This window comes from Streptomyces sp. RGM 3693 (genome assembly GCF_050471125.1).
Lineage (GTDB): Bacteria > Actinomycetota > Actinomycetes > Streptomycetales > Streptomycetaceae > Streptomyces.
Genome location: NZ_JBMPPQ010000002.1, coordinates 634,973 through 653,759, shown reverse-complemented (window position 1 = coordinate 653,759; position 18,787 = coordinate 634,973). Strand labels below are relative to the sequence as shown.

Annotated in this window: 16 protein-coding genes and 1 tRNA gene; 7 read left to right on the top strand and 10 right to left on the bottom strand. The window is 70.4% G+C overall.

All coding sequences use genetic code 11. The features are described from left to right. The first annotated feature begins 116 nt into the window (after positions 1–116). From hrpA to ACO0M4_RS20215, 3 genes are all read left to right on the top strand, one after another. Positions 117–4,118, top strand: a complete 4,002-nt coding sequence (gene hrpA, locus ACO0M4_RS20225; RefSeq protein WP_430372167.1) for an ATP-dependent RNA helicase HrpA — start codon at positions 117–119, stop codon at positions 4,116–4,118. A gap of 107 nt (positions 4,119–4,225) precedes the next feature. Next, a tRNA-Asp gene (locus ACO0M4_RS20220) sits at positions 4,226–4,300 on the top strand. A gap of 243 nt (positions 4,301–4,543) precedes the next feature. Further along, entirely contained in the window at positions 4,544–4,780 is a 237-nt protein-coding gene (locus ACO0M4_RS20215; protein WP_430372165.1) for a DUF6274 family protein, read from the top strand. Positions 4,781–5,316: 536 nt separating this feature from the next. Here ACO0M4_RS20215 and bldC read toward each other — a convergent pair. Together bldC and ACO0M4_RS20205 are read right to left on the bottom strand one after the other, a co-directional pair. Then, positions 5,317–5,523 carry a developmental transcriptional regulator BldC gene (gene bldC, locus ACO0M4_RS20210; RefSeq protein ID WP_003980577.1) on the bottom strand — a complete coding sequence of 69 codons (207 nt, stop codon included), beginning with the start codon at positions 5,521–5,523 and terminating at the stop codon, positions 5,317–5,319. A 502-nt stretch (positions 5,524–6,025) separates the two neighbouring features. After that, positions 6,026–6,862 carry a hypothetical protein gene (locus ACO0M4_RS20205; protein ID WP_430372163.1) on the bottom strand — a complete coding sequence of 279 codons (837 nt, stop codon included), beginning with the start codon at positions 6,860–6,862 and terminating at the stop codon, positions 6,026–6,028. 191 nt (positions 6,863–7,053) lie between these two features. On the opposite strand from ACO0M4_RS20205, the gene ACO0M4_RS20200 reads away from it, so the two are divergent. Both ACO0M4_RS20200 and ACO0M4_RS20195 read left to right on the top strand, forming a co-directional pair. Continuing rightward, on the top strand, positions 7,054–8,172 hold the full coding sequence (locus ACO0M4_RS20200) for a Leu/Phe/Val dehydrogenase (RefSeq protein ID WP_430372161.1): 1,119 nt from the start codon (positions 7,054–7,056) through the stop codon (positions 8,170–8,172). A 309-nt stretch (positions 8,173–8,481) separates the two neighbouring features. Further along, on the top strand, positions 8,482–8,730 hold the full coding sequence (locus tag ACO0M4_RS20195; RefSeq protein WP_016575266.1) for a DUF3073 domain-containing protein: 249 nt from the start codon (positions 8,482–8,484) through the stop codon (positions 8,728–8,730). A gap of 119 nt (positions 8,731–8,849) precedes the next feature. Here the strand turns inward: ACO0M4_RS20195 and purM are convergent, their stop codons facing one another. Beyond that, a complete protein-coding gene (purM, locus tag ACO0M4_RS20190) occupies positions 8,850–9,920 on the bottom strand; it encodes a phosphoribosylformylglycinamidine cyclo-ligase (protein WP_430372159.1) in 1,071 nt (356 codons plus the stop codon). A gap of 33 nt (positions 9,921–9,953) precedes the next feature. Beyond that, positions 9,954–11,513: an amidophosphoribosyltransferase gene (gene purF, locus ACO0M4_RS20185; protein WP_430372158.1), complete on the bottom strand. Its 1,560-nt coding sequence runs from the start codon at positions 11,511–11,513 to the stop codon at positions 9,954–9,956. Positions 11,514–11,556: 43 nt separating this feature from the next. Here purF and ACO0M4_RS20180 point away from each other — a divergent pair, with 43 nt between their 5' ends. Together ACO0M4_RS20180 and ACO0M4_RS20175 are read left to right on the top strand one after the other, a co-directional pair. Beyond that, positions 11,557–11,766: a putative leader peptide gene (locus tag ACO0M4_RS20180; RefSeq protein ID WP_430372156.1), complete on the top strand. Its 210-nt coding sequence runs from the start codon at positions 11,557–11,559 to the stop codon at positions 11,764–11,766. A 236-nt stretch (positions 11,767–12,002) separates the two neighbouring features. Continuing rightward, complete coding sequence (locus tag ACO0M4_RS20175) at positions 12,003–13,511, top strand: sulfatase family protein (RefSeq protein WP_430372155.1); 1,509 nt, start codon at positions 12,003–12,005, stop codon at positions 13,509–13,511. A 65-nt stretch (positions 13,512–13,576) separates the two neighbouring features. Here the strand turns inward: ACO0M4_RS20175 and ACO0M4_RS20170 are convergent, their stop codons facing one another. From ACO0M4_RS20170 to purS, 6 genes are all read right to left on the bottom strand, one after another. Continuing rightward, on the bottom strand, positions 13,577–14,374 hold the full coding sequence (locus tag ACO0M4_RS20170) for a sterol carrier family protein (protein WP_430372153.1): 798 nt from the start codon (positions 14,372–14,374) through the stop codon (positions 13,577–13,579). Positions 14,375–14,470: 96 nt separating this feature from the next. Next, positions 14,471–14,674, bottom strand: a complete 204-nt coding sequence (locus tag ACO0M4_RS20165) for a hypothetical protein (RefSeq protein ID WP_430372151.1) — start codon at positions 14,672–14,674, stop codon at positions 14,471–14,473. A 27-nt stretch (positions 14,675–14,701) separates the two neighbouring features. After that, positions 14,702–15,241 carry an ArsR family transcriptional regulator gene (locus ACO0M4_RS20160; protein ID WP_430372149.1) on the bottom strand — a complete coding sequence of 180 codons (540 nt, stop codon included), beginning with the start codon at positions 15,239–15,241 and terminating at the stop codon, positions 14,702–14,704. A gap of 160 nt (positions 15,242–15,401) precedes the next feature. Then, a complete protein-coding gene (purL, locus tag ACO0M4_RS20155; RefSeq protein WP_430372147.1) occupies positions 15,402–17,651 on the bottom strand; it encodes a phosphoribosylformylglycinamidine synthase subunit PurL in 2,250 nt (749 codons plus the stop codon). Next, positions 17,648–18,352: a phosphoribosylformylglycinamidine synthase subunit PurQ gene (gene purQ, locus ACO0M4_RS20150; RefSeq protein ID WP_430372145.1), complete on the bottom strand. Its 705-nt coding sequence runs from the start codon at positions 18,350–18,352 to the stop codon at positions 17,648–17,650. The genes purL and purQ overlap by 4 nt, the downstream gene beginning before the upstream one ends. Then, a complete protein-coding gene (gene purS, locus ACO0M4_RS20145) occupies positions 18,349–18,612 on the bottom strand; it encodes a phosphoribosylformylglycinamidine synthase subunit PurS (RefSeq protein ID WP_018539413.1) in 264 nt (87 codons plus the stop codon). Before purS ends, purQ begins: the two co-directional genes overlap by 4 nt. Between the last annotated feature and the right edge of the window lie 175 nt (positions 18,613–18,787).

The window sequence follows — 18,787 nt, the reverse complement described above, 5'->3', positions numbered from 1 at the left end:
TGCCGGGGCGCGCCGGGCCCGGCCGGCGACGATCCGCCCTGGTGGGGGCGCCGGTCCGGGCTCCGCTGGCAAATCGTTCGCCAGTCTTTTCCGTGAGGTGAGATCCTGGGGAGCGTATGTCCAGTCAGCCTGCCTCCGCCCTGTCCGACGGTGCCGCCTCCACGCTGCCCTCCCTGCTGAAGCGACTTCCCGAGCTGATGCTGCGCGACCAGCAGCGGCTCGGGCGCCGGCTCGACGGCGCGCGCCGGATCCGCAAGCCCGAGGCCCGGGCGGCGGTGCTCACCGAGATCGCCGCCGGCCTCGACGAGGCGGAGCTGCGCGTGGCGCAGCGGCGCGCCGCGATGCCGGCGGTGAGCTATCCGGCGGAGCTCCCGGTCAGCCAGAAGAAGGACGACATCCTGGCGGCCATCCGCGACCACCAGGTGGTGATCGTCGCGGGCGAGACCGGCTCCGGGAAGACCACCCAGATCCCCAAGATCTGTCTGGAGCTCGGGCGCGGCGTCCAGGGGCTGATCGGGCACACCCAGCCGCGCCGGATCGCGGCCCGTACGGTCGCCGAGCGGGTGGCCGAGGAGCTGAAGACCCCGCTGGGCGAGGCGGTCGGCTGGAAGGTCCGCTTCACCGACCAGGTCGGCGACGACACCCTCGTCAAGCTGATGACGGACGGCATCCTGCTCGCCGAGATCCAGACGGACCGCGAGCTGCGCCAGTACGACACGATCATCATCGACGAGGCGCACGAGCGCAGCCTCAACATCGACTTCATCCTGGGCTACCTGGCGCAGCTGCTGCCCAAGCGCCCGGACCTGAAGGTGGTCATCACCTCCGCGACCATCGACCCCGAGCGGTTCTCCCGGCACTTCGGGGAGGCGCCGATCGTCGAGGTCTCCGGGCGCACGTATCCGGTGGAGGTGCGGTACCGCCCCCTGCTAGAGGAGGGCGGCCAGGACAGCGACCGCGATCAGATCACCGCGATCTGTGACGCGGTGGACGAGCTCCAGGCCGAGGGCCCCGGCGACGTCCTGGTCTTCCTCTCCGGCGAGCGCGAGATCCGGGACACCGCGGACGCGCTCAACAAGAAGAACCTCCCCGCCACGGAGGTACTGCCGCTGTACGCCCGGCTCTCGCACGCCGAGCAGCACCGGGTCTTCCAGCGGCACACCGGCCGTCGGATCGTGCTGGCCACCAACGTCGCCGAGACCTCGCTGACGGTCCCCGGCATCAAGTACGTGATCGACCCGGGCATGGCCCGGATCTCCCGCTACAGCTTCCGCACGAAGGTGCAGCGGCTGCCCATCGAGCCGGTGTCGCAGGCCAGCGCCAACCAGCGCAAGGGCCGCTGCGGCCGGACCAGCGACGGCATCTGCATCCGGCTGTACTCCGAGGACGACTTCCTGACCCGCCCGGAGTTCACCGACGCGGAGATCCTCCGGACCAACCTCGCCTCCGTCATCCTCCAGATGACCGCGGCCGGCCTCGGTGACATCGAGAAGTTCCCGTTCATCGACGCGCCGGACCGCCGCAACATCAAGGACGGCGTCGACCTGCTGCGCGAGCTGGGGGCGCTGGACACCACGCAGAAGTCCGCCCGGCAGGGACAGCCGGGGCAGCGGCTGACCCCGCTGGGCCGCCAGCTCTCCCAGCTTCCGGTGGACCCGCGGCTGGCCCGCATGGTGCTGGAGGCGGACCGTAACGGCTGCGTCCGCGAGGTCATGGTGATCGCGGCGGCGCTGTCCATCCAGGACCCGCGGGAGCGGCCCTCGGACAAGCAGCAGCAGGCCGACCAGCAGCACGCCCGCTTCAAGGACGAGACGTCGGACTTCCTGGCGTTCCTCAACCTCTGGAGTTACGTCCGCGAGCAGCAGAAAGCGCTCTCCTCGTCCGCGTTCCGCCGGATGTGCCGCGCGGAGTTCCTGAACTATCTGCGGATACGCGAGTGGCAGGACATCTATTCGCAACTGCGGACGGTCGCCAAGAGCATGGGCGTCCACCTCAACGAGTCGGACGCGGCGCCGGAGCACATCCACACCTCCCTGCTTTCTGGTTTGCTTTCGCACATCGGCCTCAAGGACACGGAAGCCAAGAACGAGTACCTGGGCGCCCGCAGCGCGAAGTTCGCGGTGTTCCCCGGCTCTGCCCTCTTCAAGAAGCCACCGCGCTGGGTGATGTCCGCAGAGCTGGTCGAGACCTCCCGGCTCTGGGCGCGGGTGAACGCCCGCATCGAGCCGGAGTGGATCGAGCCGCTGGCCCAGCACCTCGTGAAGCGGACCTACAGCGAGCCGCACTGGGAACAGAAGATGGCCGCGGTGATGGCGTACGAGCGGGTGACGCTCTACGGCGTCCCGATCGTCGCCCAGCGCAAGGTCAACTACGGGCGGATCGACGCCGAGGTCTCCCGCGACCTGTTCATCCGGAACGCCCTGGTGGAGGGCGACTGGCGCACCCACCACCAGTTCTTCCATGACAACCGCAAACTCCTCGGCGAGGTCGAGGAGTTGGAGCACCGCGCCCGGCGCCGCGACATCCTCGTCGACGACGAGACGCTCTTCGACTTCTACGACCAGCGAATCCCGGCGGACGTGGTCTCCGGGGCGCACTTCGACTCCTGGTGGAAGAAGCAGCACCGGGAAGAGCCGGACCTGCTCAACTTCGAGCACTCGATGCTGATCAACGAGTCGGCCGAGGCAGTCACCAAGGACGACTATCCGGACTCCTGGCGGCAGGGGAAGCTGAAGTTCAAGGTCACCTACCAGTTCGAGCCCGGCGCGGACGCGGACGGCGTCACCGTCCACATCCCGCTCCAGGTCCTCAATCAGGTCTCCTCCGAGGGCTTCGACTGGCAGATCCCGGGCCTGCGCGAGCAGTTGGTGACCGAGCTGATCCGTTCGCTGCCCAAGCCGATCCGCCGCAACTACGTGCCGGCGCCGAACTTCGCCGCCCGCTTCCTGGACACCACCGTCCCCCTCCAGGGCGCCCTGACGGCCTCGCTGGCCGCCGGCCTCCAGCGGATGGTGGGGGTGCCGGTGGACGCCGCGGACTTCGACGTCGCCAAGGTCCCGGACCACCTGAAGATCACCTTCCGGGTGGTCGACGAACGCCGCCGCAAGCTCGCCGAGGCCAAGGACCTGGAGGCGCTGCGGCTCCAGCTGAAGCCGAAGACCCGGGCGGCCATCTCCCGGGCCTTCGAGCAGGCCACCGAGCGGCCCGGCAAGGACGGCGGGGGCGAGACCTCGCTGGCCGGCCCGGAGCAGCGCACCGGGCTGACGTCCTGGACGATCGGCACGCTGCCGCGCACCTTCGAGACCCGCCGCGCCGGCCAGCCGGTGAAGGCGTACCCGGCGCTGGTCGACGAGGGCAGCAGTGTCGCGGTGCGCCTGTTCGACACCGAGGCCGAGCAGCTGGCGGCCATGTGGGCCGGCACCCGCCGCCTCATCCTGCTCAACATCCCCGCCAACCCCGCCAAGTTCGCCCAGGACAAGCTGAGCAACCAGCAGAAGCTGGCGCTCTCCCGCAATCCCCACGGCTCCATCGCGGCGCTCTTCGAGGACTGCGTGACCGCCGCCGCGGACCGGCTGATCGCGGCCCGGGGCGGCCCGGCGTGGGACGAGGAGGCGTTCCGCAAGCTCTTCGACGCGGTGCGGGCCGATCTGGTCGACGCGACGCTGAAGACCATCCAGCAGGCGCAGGAGGTGCTGGCCGCCTGGCAGGCGTGCGAGCGCCGGCTGAAGGCGACCACGTTCCCCTCCCTGCTGCCGTCGCTGGCGGACGTCAAGGAGCAACTGGCGGAGCTGATCAAGCCGGGCTTCGTGACCACGCACGGCGCCAAGCGGCTGCCGGACCTGATGCGGTACTTGGTCGCCGCCGACCGCCGCCTGACGCAGCTGCCCACCAACGCCGAGCGGGACCGCAGCCGGATGGCGAAGGTCAAGGAGATGCAGGACGAATACGCCTGGCTGCTGGAGCAGTTCCCCCAGGGGCGCCCGGTGCCGGCCGCCGCCCGGGAGATCCGCTGGATGATCGAGGAGCTACGGGTGAGCTACTTCGCGCACGCGCTGGGCACCGCGTACCCGGTCTCCGACAAGCGGATCATGAAGGCGGTGGACGCCGCGGTGCCGTAGGCCGGCCCGAGCGGAGGGGCGGCAGCCGGGACCGAGTTCGACCGCACCCCCTGACCTGCTGTACAGTCTTGCTTCGCAGCCCGCCGCAAGCGGAAAGCGAAAATCAAGGTCCTGTGGAGCAGCTTGGAGTGCTCGCCACCCTGTCAAGGTGGAGGCCGCGGGTTCAAATCCCGTCAGGACCGCATTTCACGGCCCGCACCGTTCTCCGGTGCGGGCCGTTCTGTTGTCCGGCCCGCACCAGGTTTTCCCCGGTGCGGGCCGTCGCCGCGTCGGGGACGGCCCGCGGACGCACGGGGCGGCGGACCCGGCGCGGTATGGCCCGAAGGCCCCGGTGGGCGCGGGCCGGGCGGGCGGCCATCTTGACGGCGACACCTGCCGCCGGTACTCACTCACTGAGAAGGCGTGGGGCCGGGAGGTGGCGTGCGATGACGACCGCGGTACGGCACGAGACCAGGGCGCTGCTGCGCGCCCATCTGTCGGCGGCGCTGCGCTACGGCTACCGCCATCTGACGCGGCACTGCCCCGTCTGTCATCAGCTGCGGCGGCTCGCCATGGAGCCGCACGGCGCCCGCTCCGGGCCCGCCGCGCCCTCGACCGCCCCGGACCCCTCCCAGGCCGCCTGTGAGCCGCCGACGGAGGACGAAAGTCCCGGCGCTGGGTGACCAACGACGCCTGCGCCACCGGCCACACGGTGAAAGGCTGTTGCAGGGAGAAGGGCGAAGAGGCGCTATACCGCAGCACCCGTTCACCGTTCAAGAAGCCTGGGATGTGACGGGAGTCACCGAACAAGTTTCGCGGGATGGGGAACTTGCCGCCCACCCACAACGAGTCAATTTAATATGTGCAATTGCACCCCCCTTCCAATGCCCCCAAAGAAGACCGCCAGGTCCGGCCTGGCGGGCCCCCTCGGAGCCCCTGAAGAGGGCGTGACGGCCTTTCCGGAGTCGGCCGGCGCCAGGGCGACCCAAGCGTCGCGAGCGGCCCGGGAACGGCCGCACACAAAAAAGCGATCGCGCCGGACCCGGCGGAGTCCAGCGCGATCAATGACGTACCCGGATGGAGAGGGTGTGGGGCCTGTTGGGGCAGGCACCGCGTCGTATAGAGCTCTGTTGGAGCGTGGTGAAGCAGGTGGAGCTGTGGCACAAAAACGGGCGTTTCCGGGTTGGGGGGCCCGAAAACAGCCTGGTTATGCGGTTATTCAGGACTCGCTGCGCTGCTGCGGGATACCCGCGAGCAGTGCGCGGACCTCAGCCTCGCGGTAACGCCGGTGCCCTCCGAGCGTACGGATGGACGTGAGCTTGCCTGCCTTGGCCCAGCGGGTCACCGTCTTCGGGTCCACGCGGAACATCGTGGCGACCTCGGCGGGGGTAAGCAGCGGCTCGGCGTCAGGGGTGCGAGCGGTCATGAGCGGCCTCCTCGGGAGAACCGAACCATCACGGTTCTTTCCTCTAAATTCTGCACCTTGACCCACGTTGCCCGAAATGGCGGACGCGGGCCGAGTCGGTTATAGGACGAACGGCTTGTCCTCGGCACTACAACTACACCATCTGTCCAGCCACGTCGGCCAAACCGATGGAATTGCCCTCTCAGGTGTTCAACCTTGGCGGATGCCGATGGACCGTGCCATAGCGGACAGTCACACCCCCGTGACGATCAGTCACAGCGTGACCAGTCACCATGAGCCCCCTCAAGGAGTGCAATACCGATCTATCCGCCCTTAGTTGGACGGAAGGAGCCCAAGTCAGGCTCCTTGTCCTATTTTGGCACGAGGGTGCACCTTGGGAGCAAGACCCGAAGTCAGTGCTTTAGGTCACGCTTGAGGCAATAGCCCGGATCAGGACCTACGTCCCGTACGTCCGATCAGTGGGAACTCCGCGCCCGGCAACTCCGCCCCGGACTCGCGGCGTTTAGCTGGAGAACTGGCGTTCGCGCACCATGCGCCACCGCTGCGCAAGCTTCTCGTACGCGGCATCGGCCCGCTCGCCGTCCCCCGCGCGCAGCGCCTCCATCCCCTCCGCCACCTCCGCGGCGGAACGGTCCTCGGCGAGCTGCCCCTCAGGCACCGCGTGCACCAGCCCTCCGTAGTCCAGCTCCACGAGCGAACGCGGGTGGAACTCTTCGAGCCAGCGCCCCACATCTACCAGGCCGTCGATCAGCGGCCCCTCTTCCAGGGCATCGCGAAGCGTACGCAGTCCGCGCGCAACCCTCCGGCGCGCCTGCGCCATCCGCGTCCGGTAGCGCAACGCAGGCACCGGGTCACCCTTCGTATATTCCCGTTCGGCGTCGTCGAAGAGGACGAACCAGCGCACCGGGACGTGCCAGGTGGCCGCGCGGATCCAGGGGCGGGCATCCGGATTGCGCTCGCGCCAGCGCTCGTAGTCGGTGGCGGCCTGCCGGCGCACCACCGGGGGCAGCGCGGCGTCCAGCACCGACGCCGGCAGCAGCTCCTCCAGGGACTCCAGCGCCTGCCAGCCGCGCAGCCGGGTCCGCCAGGGGCAGACGCAGGTCACGTCGTCCACGACGGCCACGAACGCGTCACCGCTCTCGTGGACCGGCACCGGCACCGGTGGGGTCGGCAGCAGGTCGGCCAGCGCCCGGCGCTGCTCGTCCTCGGCCGTGGGGGTGTCCTCGCGCGTGGCGTAACGCGCCCAGTAGGAGCGCTCCGGCTCGGGGAATGCTGCCAGCGGCTCGTAGACCCGCAGGTACGCCACATACGGGACCCGCACCGACGACGCCAAGGCCACGCCCGCTCCTTCAAAGGAAAGTCCACCGCCTGGAGTTGCCTACCCCCGACCGGCCTGGATACGGCAGATCGTCCCATGCCCGTTCCCCCGGGAGAGGTTGATCCTCCCGACCTGACCGATCACCCGCCCTCCAGGTCTTACGCTCGTCTCAACCGGCCCTCCCCACCCCCCGGAGGGCGTCCTCCGCGACTATGGGAGTCACCACAGTGACCGACGTACGTCCTGCCTCTGCAGACGCCACCGGCAGCGTGCTGCAGACCCTGTTCCGCACGGAGCAGGGCGGCCACGAGCAAGTCGTTCTCTGCCAGGACCGGGCCAGCGGCCTCAAGGCCGTGATCGCCATCCACAACACCGCCCTGGGCCCCGCCCTCGGTGGCACCCGCTTCCATGCGTACGCCTCCGAGGAGGAGGCCGTCCTGGACGCCCTGAACCTGTCGCGCGGCATGTCGTACAAGAACGCGCTGGCCGGGCTGGACCACGGTGGCGGCAAGGCCGTGATCATCGGCGACCCCGAGCTGATCAAGACCGACGAACTGCTGCTCGCCTACGGCCGGTTCGTGGCCTCCCTCGGGGGCCGCTACGTCACCGCGTGCGACGTCGGCACCTATGTCGCCGACATGGACGTGGTCGCCCGGACGAACACGTGGACGACCGGCCGTTCGCCCGAGAACGGCGGTGCCGGCGACTCCTCGGTCCTGACCGCCTACGGCGTCTTCCAGGGCATGCGCGCCTCGGCCCAACACCTGTGGGGCGACCCCTCCCTGCGTGACCGCAAGGTCGGCATCGCGGGCGTCGGCAAGGTGGGCCACCACCTGGTCGAGCACCTGCTCAAGGACGGCGCCGAGGTCGTGATCACCGACGTCCGCGCCGAGTCGGTGGACCGGATCCTCGCCCGGCACCCCCAGGTGACCGCCGTCGCCGACACCGACGCGCTGATCCGCACCGCGGGCCTGGACGTGTACGCGCCGTGTGCGCTGGGCGGCGCGCTGGACGACACGACGGTGCCGGTGCTGACCGCGAAGGTGGTGTGCGGCGCGGCCAACAACCAGCTCGCGCACCCGGGCGTGGAGAAGGACCTGTCAGACCGCGGCATCCTCTACGCCCCGGACTACGTCGTGAACGCCGGCGGCGTCATCCAGGTGGCAGACGAGCTGCACGGCTTCGACTTCGACCGGTGCAAGGCCAAGGCCGCGAAGATCTTCGACACCACGCTGGCGATATTCGCTCATGCGAAGGCCGACGGCATTCCGCCGGCGGCGGCCGCCGACCGGCTCGCCGAGGCTCGAATGGCAGAGGCCCGTCGGCCCTGACCAAGCCGGCCCAAGTGGCCGGAAACACACCCTTGTGCGGCCCGCCACGGGTGGTTGGGGAGACATCCCTCACCACCCGTCGGCGGGTCGCCGTACAGGACAGGTTAAAATCGCAGTTGACCAGCGTGGACGGGGCGCCGTGCCGGTCGTGCCGAGCGGTGGGTGATGCGGGCGACGTACCGTATGGCCGCGGAAGCAGGTACCGTTAAAGCCCTACGAGCCGGTCTCTCTATCGAGAGCCCGCTCTGAATCATGAACGCGTGTCAAGACTCTGGGGCCACCGAGCCCCGTCACTGAGGGGGTCGACCCATGGGGCGCGGCCGGGCCAAGGCCAAGCAGACAAAGGTCGCCCGCCAGCTGAAGTACAGCAGCGGTGGGACGGATCTCTCGCGACTGGCCGACGAGCTTTCAACGCAGTCGAACCAGCAGCCTCCGAATCGAGAGCCGTTCGAGGGCGAGGACGAGGACGACGACCCGTACGCGCAGTACGCAGAACGGTACAACGCCGACGACGACGAGGAAGAGGGCCACTCCTCGAACCAGCGTCGTCGCGCCTGACATTCTGCGCGCTCGCGGGATTCATAACATCATTACGGACCCGGTCCAGGGAATGCCCCGGACCGGGTTCTGTGCTGCGCGCGGGACCACCGGGCCGGCGGCCCCGCACAGCGGCGGTGTCAGCTCGCGTAGTCACCGGTGAGGGTCACTGCCTCGGCGTGATCGCCGCGCTCGCCGATCTCGCCGCTGACCCAGGCGTCCACGCCGCGGTCTGCGAGGGTCGTCAGGGCGACGTCCACCGACTCCTGGGGGACGACGGCGATCATGCCGACGCCCATGTTCAGGGTCTTCTCCAGCTCCAGGCGCTCCACCGAGCCGGCGGTGCCGACCAGGTCGAAGATGGCGCCCGGCGCCCAGGTGGCGCGGTCCACCGTGGCGTGCAGGCCGTCCGGGATCACCCGGGCCAGGTTGTTGGCCAGGCCGCCGCCGGTGATGTGCGAGAAGGCGTGTACCTCGCAGGTGCGGGTCAGGGCCAGGCAGTCCAGCGAGTAGATCTTGGTGGGCTCCAGCAGCTCCTCACCGAGCGTGCGGCCGAGCTCCGGGACCTCCTGGTCCAGGGACAGGCCGGCCCGGTCGAAGAGGACGTGGCGGACCAGGGAGTACCCGTTCGAGTGAAGTCCGGAGGACGCCATCGAAATCACCGCGTCGCCCGTACGGATGCGATCCGCGCCCAGCACCTGGTCGGCCTCGACCACACCGGTGCCGGCGCCGGCGACGTCGAACTCGTCCGGACCCAGCAGGCCCGGGTGCTCGGCGGTCTCGCCGCCCACCAGTGCGCAGCCGGCCAGCACACAGCCCTCGGCGATGCCCTTGACGATCGCCGCGACGCGCTCCGGGTAGACCTTGCCCACGCAGATGTAGTCGGTCATGAACAGCGGCTCGGCGCCGCAGACGACCAGGTCGTCGACGACCATGGCGACCAGGTCGTGGCCGATCGTGTCGTAGACGCCCATCTTGCGGGCGATGTCGACCTTGGTGCCGACGCCGTCGGTCGCCGAGGCCAGCAGCGGACGCTCGTAGCGCTTGAGCGCGGAGGCGTCGAAGAGGCCGGCGAAACCGCCGAGCCCGCCGACGACCTCCGGGCGGGTGGCCTTCGCCACCCACTTCTTCATGAGGTCCACGGCGCGGTCGCCGGCTTCGATGTCGACACCCGCACTCGCGTAGCTGGCACCGGTGGATTCAGCGGACATGGCTGAGAACTTTCGTTTGGGTGGGTACGAGCTCTACGGGCGACGCAGTGCGTCGGCGCCGCCGACCCCGGCGGTGAGCGTCCGGACACCGTCCACGTCGGACGCGGCCGGGGCCTTGGTCTCGGACTCCAGGAGGTGCTTACCGAGCAGCTCCGGGTCCGGCAGCTCCATCGGGTACTCGCCGTCGAAGCAGGCGCGGCACAGGTTCGGCTTGGCGATCGTGGTCGCCTCGATCATGCCGTCGGTGGAGATGTACGCCAGTGAATCGGCGCCCAGCGACTTGCCGATCTCCTCGACGCTCAGCCCGTTGGCGATCAGCTCCGCACGGGTGGCGAAGTCGATGCCGAAGAAGCACGGCCACTTGATCGGCGGGGACGAGATCCGGATGTGGATCTCGGCGGCGCCGGCCTCGCGCAGCATCCGGACCAGGGCGCGCTGGGTGTTGCCGCGGACGATCGAGTCGTCGACGACCACCAGGCGCTTGCCGCGGATGACTTCCTTGAGCGGGTTGAGCTTGAGGCGGATGCCGAGCTGGCGGATGGTCTGCGAGGGCTGGATGAAGGTCCGGCCCACGTAGGAGTTCTTCACCAGGCCGGAGCCGTAGGGGATCCCGCTGGCCTCGGCGTACCCGACGGCAGCCGGGGTGCCGGACTCCGGAGTCGCTATCACCAGGTCCGCGTCGGCGGGCGCCTCGGCGGCCAGCTTGCGGCCCATCTCCACCCGGGAGAGGTAGACGTTGCGGCCGGCGATGTCGGTGTCCGGCCGGGCGAGGTAGACGTACTCGAAGACGCAGCCCTTGGGGCGGGCCTCGGCGAAGCGCGAGCTGCGCAGGCCGTTCTCGTCGACGGCGATCATCTCGCCGGGCTCGATCTCGCGGATGAAGCTGGCACCGACGATGTCCAGGGCGGCGGTCTCGGAGGCCACCACCCAGCCACGCTCCAGGCGGCCGAGGACCAGCGGGCGGATGCCCTGCGGGTCACGGGCGGCGTAGAGGGTGTGCTCGTCCATGAAGCACAGCGAGAAGGCGCCCATGACCTTCGGGAGGACGCGGGGTGCGGCCTCCTCGACGGTCAGCGGTTTGCCGTCCTCGTCGACCTGGCCGGCCAGCAGCGCGGTCACCAGGTCGGTGTCGTTGGTGGCCGCGACCTGGGTGGCCCGGCCACCCTCGCGGGGCAGCGCGGCGACCATCTCGGCCAGCTGGGCGGTGTTGACCAGATTGCCGTTGTGACCGAGCGCGATCGAACCGTGCGCGGTGGCGCGGAACGTCGGCTGGGCGTTCTCCCACACCGAGGCACCGGTGGTGGAGTAGCGGGCATGGCCCACGGCGATATGGCCCTGGAGGGAACTGAGGGAAGTCTCGTCGAAGACCTGGGAAACCAGGCCCATGTCCTTGAAGACGAGGATTTGGGAGCCGTTGCTCACCGCGATGCCCGCGGACTCCTGTCCACGGTGCTGCAGCGCGTACAGCCCGAAGTAGGTGAGTTTGGCGACCTCTTCTCCCGGGGCCCAGACTCCGAAGACGCCGCAAGCGTCCTGGGGGCCCTTCTCACCGGGGAGCAGGTCGTGGTTGAGTCGTCCGTCACCACGTGGCACGTTCCAGAGTCTAGGGCAGGTCGCGGATTCATCCGAACCGGGGATGGCCGTCGAGCTGGAGGACTGCATGAACGGGGCGTTAAGCATGCTTGACGTGCCCACGACCGCGCGGCCAGGATTTCTGCCCATGCAGACCGCACAGCCCTTGGCGCGCCTGGCGTGTCACCGGGCGCCCCGCCTCGCGCCGCGCCTCGTGCGGCGCCGCCACGTCGACCTCGGTCGCGTGGCCAGCGCGATCTGTCGCCGCGGGTGACAACGGTGGCCGCGCGCCGCGTCTGATGCCGCGCCGCCGCCCCTGAGCTGCACCTTTCGCGTTTCTCCTCGGTCCCCCGTCAGGGCTCTGCCACGTACTGAGCGGCATATGTCCGTGACGTCCCACGTGTGGTCGGTGTGAGATGCGCGACGTCTCGCCTGCGCGCCCGTCTCCCGCCGTCCCGGGGCCGACGCGCGGCATCACGGCCATCACGACTTCTCCGGAGAGCCGCACCGATGTCTTCCGTCGACCCTGCCCACGAGACCCCTGACCACGGGCCCCTCGCCTACCGACCTCCCGGCCTCTCCCGGCGCACCTTCGGCGGGCTCGCCGGGGTCGGTGCCGCGGCCGCCGCGGCCGCCGTGGGCAGCCTGGGTGCCCTGGCGAGCGCGCCGGCCGCCGCTGCCGCCGCGCCGGCGCAGCCCGGGGAACGACCGTTCCGGGCCGCTCCGGGACGGCGCTCGCGGCGCCCCAACATCCTGTTCATCCTCGGCGACGACCTGGGCTGGGCCGACCTCTCCTCGTACGGCGCGTCCGGCATCAGGACGCCGCACCTGGACCGGCTGGCCCGTCAGGGCGTCCGCTTCACGCAGGGGTATTCCGGGTCGGCGACCTGCTCGCCCACCCGCTTCTCGCTCTACACCGGCCGCTATCCGGGCCGGACCGAGGGCGGGCTCGCCGAGCCGATCGCCGACCGCAGCGTGGGACTGGAGCCCGGGCACCCCACGCTCGCCTCGCTGTTGCGGGACGCCGGCTACGCCACGGCGCTGATCGGCAAGTGGCACTGCGGCTACCTGCCGGACTACAGCCCCACCAAGTCCGGCTGGGACACCTTCTTCGGGAACTTCGGCGGGGCGCTGGAGTACTACTCGAAGCTGGGGCTCGCCGGGGAGTACGACCTCTACGAGGGCGATGCCCCGTACCGGGACCTGCGCTACTACACCCGGATCGTCACCGAGCGGGCGGTGGACCACATCACCGAGGCCCAGAAGCGCTCCGGTGGGCGGGGTGCGGACCGGCCCTGGCTGCTGAACCTCAACTACACGACGCCGCACTGGCCGTGGATCGCGGACGGCGACACCGAGGAGAGCGCCGAGATCGTCCGCCGGATCACGGCGGGTGACCGGAGCGCGCTGTTCCACGAGGACGGTGGTTCGCTGGAGAAGTACCGCGAGATGGTCGAGGACCTGGACCGGTCGGTCGGCGAGGTGCTGGCCGCGCTGCGGCGCTCCGGCCAGGAGGAGGACACCCTCGTCTTCTTCGCCAGCGACAACGGCGGGGAGCGCTGGTCGTACAACTGGCCGCTCTCCGGCAACAAGGCGTCGCTCCAGGAGGGCGGGATCCGGGTGCCGACGATCGTGCGCTGGCCGGCGCGGATCGACGCCGGGCAGGTCAGTCACGAGCCGGTGTTCACCCCGGACTGGACGGCCACCCTGCTGGAGATCGCGGGCGCCCGCCCGGACCGCTCGCATCCCCTGGACGGGACGAGCCTGGCCGGCTACCTGCTGCGCGGGGAGCGCCTGGCCGAGCGGGACCTGTTCTGGCGGGTGCGCGGTGAACGGGCGCTGCGCCGCGGCGACTGGAAGTACTACCGGGGCAAGGGCGGCCAGGACCAGCTCTTCCACGTCACCGCCGACCCTCGGGAGCAGGCCGACAAGGCGGGGCACGAGCCGGAGCTGCTGACCCGGCTGCGGACGGCCTGGGAGGCGGTGGACCGCACGCTGCTGCCCTACCCGAAGCGGTGACCCAAGGACGCCGGTCGGCGGGTGCGGAGCGGGCGCCGGCTCACGGCCCCCACCCCGCTCCCGGCTCAGCTCATGACGGGCAGCAGGCCGCCGAGGTCGGCCCGTTCGCCGCTGGCGCTGACCGCCGCCGTGTCCACCGCCTCGGCCCAGCCCAGCCGGCCGGTGGCCAGGCGTATCCAGGTCAGCGGGTCGGTCTCGACGACGTTGGGCGGGGTGCCGCGGGTGTGCCGGGGGCCCTCGACGCACTGCACCACGGCGAACGGCGGCACCCGGACCTCGACCGATCCGCCGGGCGCCTTGGCGGCCAGCCCGTCGGCCAGCAGCCGGGCGGTGGTGGCCAGGGCGTGCCGGTCGAAGGGGATCTCCCGGCCGAGGGCGACGGCCAGATCGTCGGAGTGCACGATGAGTTCGAGGCAGCGGGTGACCAGATAGTCGCCGAGCGGCATCGCGCCGGGCAGGCACGCGATGACCCGGTCGTCCGGCTCGGGCGGCAGCACCTCGGCGAGCTCCTCGGCGGTGCGCTCCAGCAGCTCCACCGGGTCGTTCCCGGCCGCGAGTTCGTGGACGCGCTCGTCCACATCGGCGGCGTACGGCGCGGTGGCGGACGGCCAGTCGAGCAAGGCGACCTCCGGCTCGGCCGGGGCCGGCAGCCGCAGGGCGCGCGCCACGCTGCCGACCGCCATGGCCAGGTGCGCCGCCAGCTCCCGCACCGTCCAGTCGCCGAGCCGGGTCGGCAGCGCGAACTGCTCGGGCGTCAGCTCGCCCACGACCCGGCGGACGTGGGCGTACTGGGACGTCACGGCGGCACGGGTCTTGGCCGGGTCGTACCGTCGGGCGCGGGGTGCAGGGGTGGCAGGAGACATGGAGCCAGCCTAGGCGGCGCCACTGACAGCCGGCCCGGAATCCGCGGGCCGGCTGTCAGCGGTGCCGCCCGGCCCCCGGCCCGGCGCCGTCAGCCGTCAGCTGCTGCTGAGGCGGCGGCCCTGCCACGCGAAGGCCCCCACGGCCAGCGCCAGGCCCCACGCGGTGCCGGCGAAGTAGGAGAGCCCGTCTATGTACGTCTCCTCGTCGGCCACGTAGAGCTGCACCGCGAAGGCGAACAGTGCGGTGCCCAGTGCGGCGAGGGCTATGGCGGCGGGCCAGAGCGAACGGTTCTCGGACAAGTGGACCTCCCCTAGGTCGGCCGGGCGTCAGCGCCCGGCGGCAGTCAGCATCACCAGCAGCGGGACGACCCGCTCAGCCGGCACTTCGTAACGGCCACGTACGGCCGTGTGCAACCAGCCGGCAGCGGTCAACTGCCGCAGGTGGTGGTAGATCTGGCCGGTCGTGCCCATGCCGTCGAGCTCGGTGAGTTCGGCGGCGGTGCAGCGACCGTCGAGGATCTCGCGCAGCAGCCGCAGTCGTACGGGCTGGCCGAGCGCCGCGAAGGACTCGGCGGCCGCCGCCCAGTCACCGTCCATGACGGTGTCGGTGGGCAGCCCGTACTGCCACTCGTAGCGCAGCCCGGCCCGGGTCCGTACGGCACCGGTGAAGAGCACTCCCCCGTTGACCGCGCCCAGAGCGGCGAACTGTTCCTTCAGCCCGTTCAGGGCCCACAGCGCGTCACCGGGGTCCCGCTGGGGCGGGCGGACCGACGACGACGCCGATCGGGCGGCATCGGCCTCCCCGACCGCCCGTTCCAGCTCGGCCAGGCGGCGTTCCAGCTCGGCCACCCGCTGCTCCAGATCCACACCAAGAGATTACGCAATTACGTAATTACGAGCAAGCTCTGAACGGCGGGCGGCCGCAGCGAGCGCCCCGGAAACGACGGAACGGCCCGCCAGGCACTCCTGGCGGGCCGTTCCGGCCGGAAGAACAACGGGGCGCGCAACCGGCCCCGTTGGCACGGCGCTAGGCGATCAGCCCCGGGATGGTGGCCTCGTGGGCCGTCCGCAGCTCGTCCAGCGGGATGTCGAACTGCCCCTGGACCGTGAGCTCGTCGCCGTCCACGACACCGATCCGGGTGGCTGGCAGCCCCCGCGCACCGCACATGTCGGTGAAGCGGAGCTCCTCGCTGCGCGGCACCGCGACGACCGCCCGGCCCGCCGACTCGGAGAAGAGGAAGACGAACGGGTCGAGGTCGTCGGGGACAACCAGGCGGGCACCCTTGCCGCCGCGCAGGCACGACTCCACCAGCGCCTGCACCAGGCCGCCGTCGGAGAGGTCGTGCGCGGCGTCGACCATGCCGTCCCGCGAGGCGGAGATCAGGATCTCCGCCAGCAGCCGCTCCCGCTCCAGGTCGACCTGCGGCGGCAGTCCGCCGAGGTGGTCGTGGACCACCTGCGACCAGGCCGAACCGCCCAGCTCCTCGCGGGTGTCGCCGAGGAGGTAGATCAGCTGCCCCTCCTCCGCGAAGGCGACCGGGGTGCGGCGGGTGACATCGTCGATGACGCCGAGCACCGCGACCACCGGGGTCGGGTGGATGGCGACGTCACCGGTCTGGTTGTAGAGCGAGACGTTGCCACCGGTGACCGGCGTGCCCAGCGTCAGGCAGCCGTCCGCGAGACCGCGGGTGGCCTCGGCGAACTGCCACATCACCGCCGGGTCCTCGGGCGAGCCGAAGTTCAGGCAGTCGGAGATGGCCAGCGGCCGGGCGCCGGTGGCGGCGACGTTGCGGTACGCCTCGGCCAGCGCCAGCTGCGCGCCCGCGTACGGGTCGAGCTTGGCGTACCGGCCGTTGCCGTCGGTGGCGACCGCAACCCCGAGGTTGGTCTCCTCGTCGATCCGGACCATGCCGGAGTCCTCGGGCTGCGCCAGCACGGTGTTGCCCTGGACGAAGCGGTCGTACTGGTCGGTGATCCACGCCTTGGACGCCTGGTTGGGCGAGCCGACCAACCGGAGCACCTGGGCGCGGAGTTCCGCAGCGTCCGCCGGGCGGGGCAGCTTGGCCGCGTCGTCGGCCTGGAGGGCGTCCTGCCAGTCCGGGCGGGCGTACGGCCGGTGGTAGGTCGGGCCTTCGTGGGCGACCGAGCGCGGCGGGACGTCCACGATCTGCTCGCCGTGCCAGAAGATCTCCAGGCGCGAACCGTCCGTCACCTCACCGATGACGGTGGCGATGACGTCCCACTTCTCACAGATCTCCAGGAAGCGGTCGACCTTGTCCGGCTCGACGATCGCGCACATCCGCTCCTGCGACTCGCTCATGAGGATCTCCTCGGGCGAGAGCGAGGAGTCGCGCAGCGGAACGGTGTCCAGCTCGACCCGCATACCGCCGGAACCGGCGCTGGCCAGCTCGCTGGTGGCGCAGGACAGCCCGGCGCCGCCGAGGTCCTGGATACCGGCGACCAGCTTCTCCCGGAAGATCTCCAGGGTGCACTCGATGAGCAGCTTCTCCTGGAACGGGTCGCCGACCTGGACGGCGGGCCGCTTGGTCGGCTTGCTGTCGTCGAACGTCTCCGAGGCCAGCACGGACACGCCGCCGATGCCGTCACCGCCGGTCCGGGCCCCGTACAGGATGACCTTGTTGCCGGTGCCGGACGCCTTGGCGAGGTGGATGTCCTCGTGCTTCATCACGCCGACGCAGAGCGCGTTGACCAGCGGGTTGCCCTGGTAGCAGGGGTCGAAGACGACCTCGCCGCCGATGTTGGGCAGGCCCAGGCAGTTGCCGTAGCCGCCGATGCCGGCGACGACGCCGGGCAGCACCCGCTTGGTGTCGGGGTGGTCGGCGGCGCCGAACCGCAGCGGGTCCATCACCGCGACCGGGCGGGCACCCATGGCGAGGATGTCGCGGACGATGCCGCCGACGCCGGTGGCCGCGCCCTGGTAGGGCTCGATGTACGAGGGGTGGTTGTGCGACTCGACCTTGAAGGTGACCGCGTAGCCCTGGCCGACGTCCACGACGCCGGCGTTCTCCCCGATGCCGACGAGCAGCGCGTCGTTCTCGGGGGCCTTCTCACCGAACTGCTTCAGGTGGACCTTGCTGCTCTTGTAGGAGCAGTGCTCGGACCACATCACCGAGTACATGGCGAGTTCGGCGCCGGTCGGGCGCCGGCCGAGGATCTCCCGGATCCGCGCGTACTCGTCCTCCTTGAGGCCGAGTTCGGCCCAGGGCTGGTCGGCGTCCGGCGACTCGGCTGCGTGCTTGACGGTGTCGAGGCTCATGCGGTGACCAGCTTCTTCAAGATCGAGGTGAAGAACCCGAGGCCGTCGGTGCGGCCGGTGCCGATCAACGGCTCGACGGCGTGCTCGGGGTGCGGCATCAGGCCGACGACATTGCCCGCCTCATTGGTGATGCCGGCGATGTCGCGGAGCGAACCGTTGGGGTTTCCGTATCCGTCGGCGGTCGGGCCGCCGGTGACGTAGCGGAAGGCCACCCGGCCCTCGGCCTCCAGCATGTCCAGCGTCCGCTCGTCGGCGACATAGCGGCCGTCGATGTTCTTCAGCGGAATGCTGATCTCCTGGCCCTGCGCGTAGTCGGCGGTCCAGGAGGTGGTGGCGTTCTCCACCCGCAGCTTCTGGTCGCGGCAGATGAAATGCAGGTGGTTGTTGCGCAGCATCGCGCCGGGCAGCAGGTGGGTCTCGGTGAGCACCTGGAAGCCGTTGCAGATGCCCAGGACCGGCATGCCGGCCCGGGCCTGTTCGATCACGGTCTCCATCACCGGCGAGAACCGGGAGATCGCTCCGGCCCGCAGGTAGTCCCCGTAGGAGAAGCCGCCGGGCAGGACCACGGCGTCGACCTGGTGGAGGTCCTTGTCGCGGTGCCACAGCGGCACCGCCTCGGCCCCGGCCGCCCGGACCGCGCGCTGGGTGTCGCGGTCGTCGAGCGTGCCGGGAAAGGTGATGACTCCGACGCGAGCTGTCATGACTCGGCTCGCACGGCTTCGTCGACCCGCACGGTGAAGTCTTCGATGACGGTGTTGGCGAGGAAGGTCTCGGCCATCTCATGGATGCGGGCGAGGGCGGCCTCGTCGACCGGACCCTCCACCTCAAGTTCGAAACGCTTGCCCTGACGGACGTCGGCGATCCCCTCGAAGCCCAGGCGTGGCAGTGCGCGCTGCACCGCCTGCCCCTGCGGGTCGAGGATCTCCGGCTTGAGCATGACGTCGACTACGACGCGTGCCACTGGCACTCCCGGTGGTGTGGTGCGTAAGGCGGTGCCCTCACAGTACCGTGTTCGAAAATCTACGCGCATAGATATCCAGAGCGCCCGATCACGAGCCGGTATCGACAGGAGTGCACGCCAGGAAAAATCTCCGAAAAGAACGGGGGGCCACATTGCGGCAAGACACGCTGACGAA

Coding starts and splice junctions, on each gene's coding strand:
- hrpA (WP_430372167.1), top strand. CDS start 117: ATGTCCAGTCAGCCTGCCTCCGCCCTGTCCGACGGTGCCGCCTCCACG.
- ACO0M4_RS20215 (WP_430372165.1), top strand. CDS start 4,544: ATGACGACCGCGGTACGGCACGAGACCAGGGCGCTGCTGCGCGCCCAT.
- bldC (WP_003980577.1), bottom strand. CDS start 5,523: ATGACCGCTCGCACCCCTGACGCCGAGCCGCTGCTTACCCCCGCCGAG.
- ACO0M4_RS20200 (WP_430372161.1), top strand. CDS start 7,054: ATGGGAGTCACCACAGTGACCGACGTACGTCCTGCCTCTGCAGACGCC.
- ACO0M4_RS20195 (WP_016575266.1), top strand. CDS start 8,482: ATGGGGCGCGGCCGGGCCAAGGCCAAGCAGACAAAGGTCGCCCGCCAG.
- purM (WP_430372159.1), bottom strand. CDS start 9,920: ATGTCCGCTGAATCCACCGGTGCCAGCTACGCGAGTGCGGGTGTCGAC.
- ACO0M4_RS20180 (WP_430372156.1), top strand. CDS start 11,557: ATGGCCGTCGAGCTGGAGGACTGCATGAACGGGGCGTTAAGCATGCTT.
- ACO0M4_RS20175 (WP_430372155.1), top strand. CDS start 12,003: ATGTCTTCCGTCGACCCTGCCCACGAGACCCCTGACCACGGGCCCCTC.
- ACO0M4_RS20170 (WP_430372153.1), bottom strand. CDS start 14,374: ATGTCTCCTGCCACCCCTGCACCCCGCGCCCGACGGTACGACCCGGCC.
- purL (WP_430372147.1), bottom strand. CDS start 17,651: ATGAGCCTCGACACCGTCAAGCACGCAGCCGAGTCGCCGGACGCCGAC.
- purQ (WP_430372145.1), bottom strand. CDS start 18,352: ATGACAGCTCGCGTCGGAGTCATCACCTTTCCCGGCACGCTCGACGAC.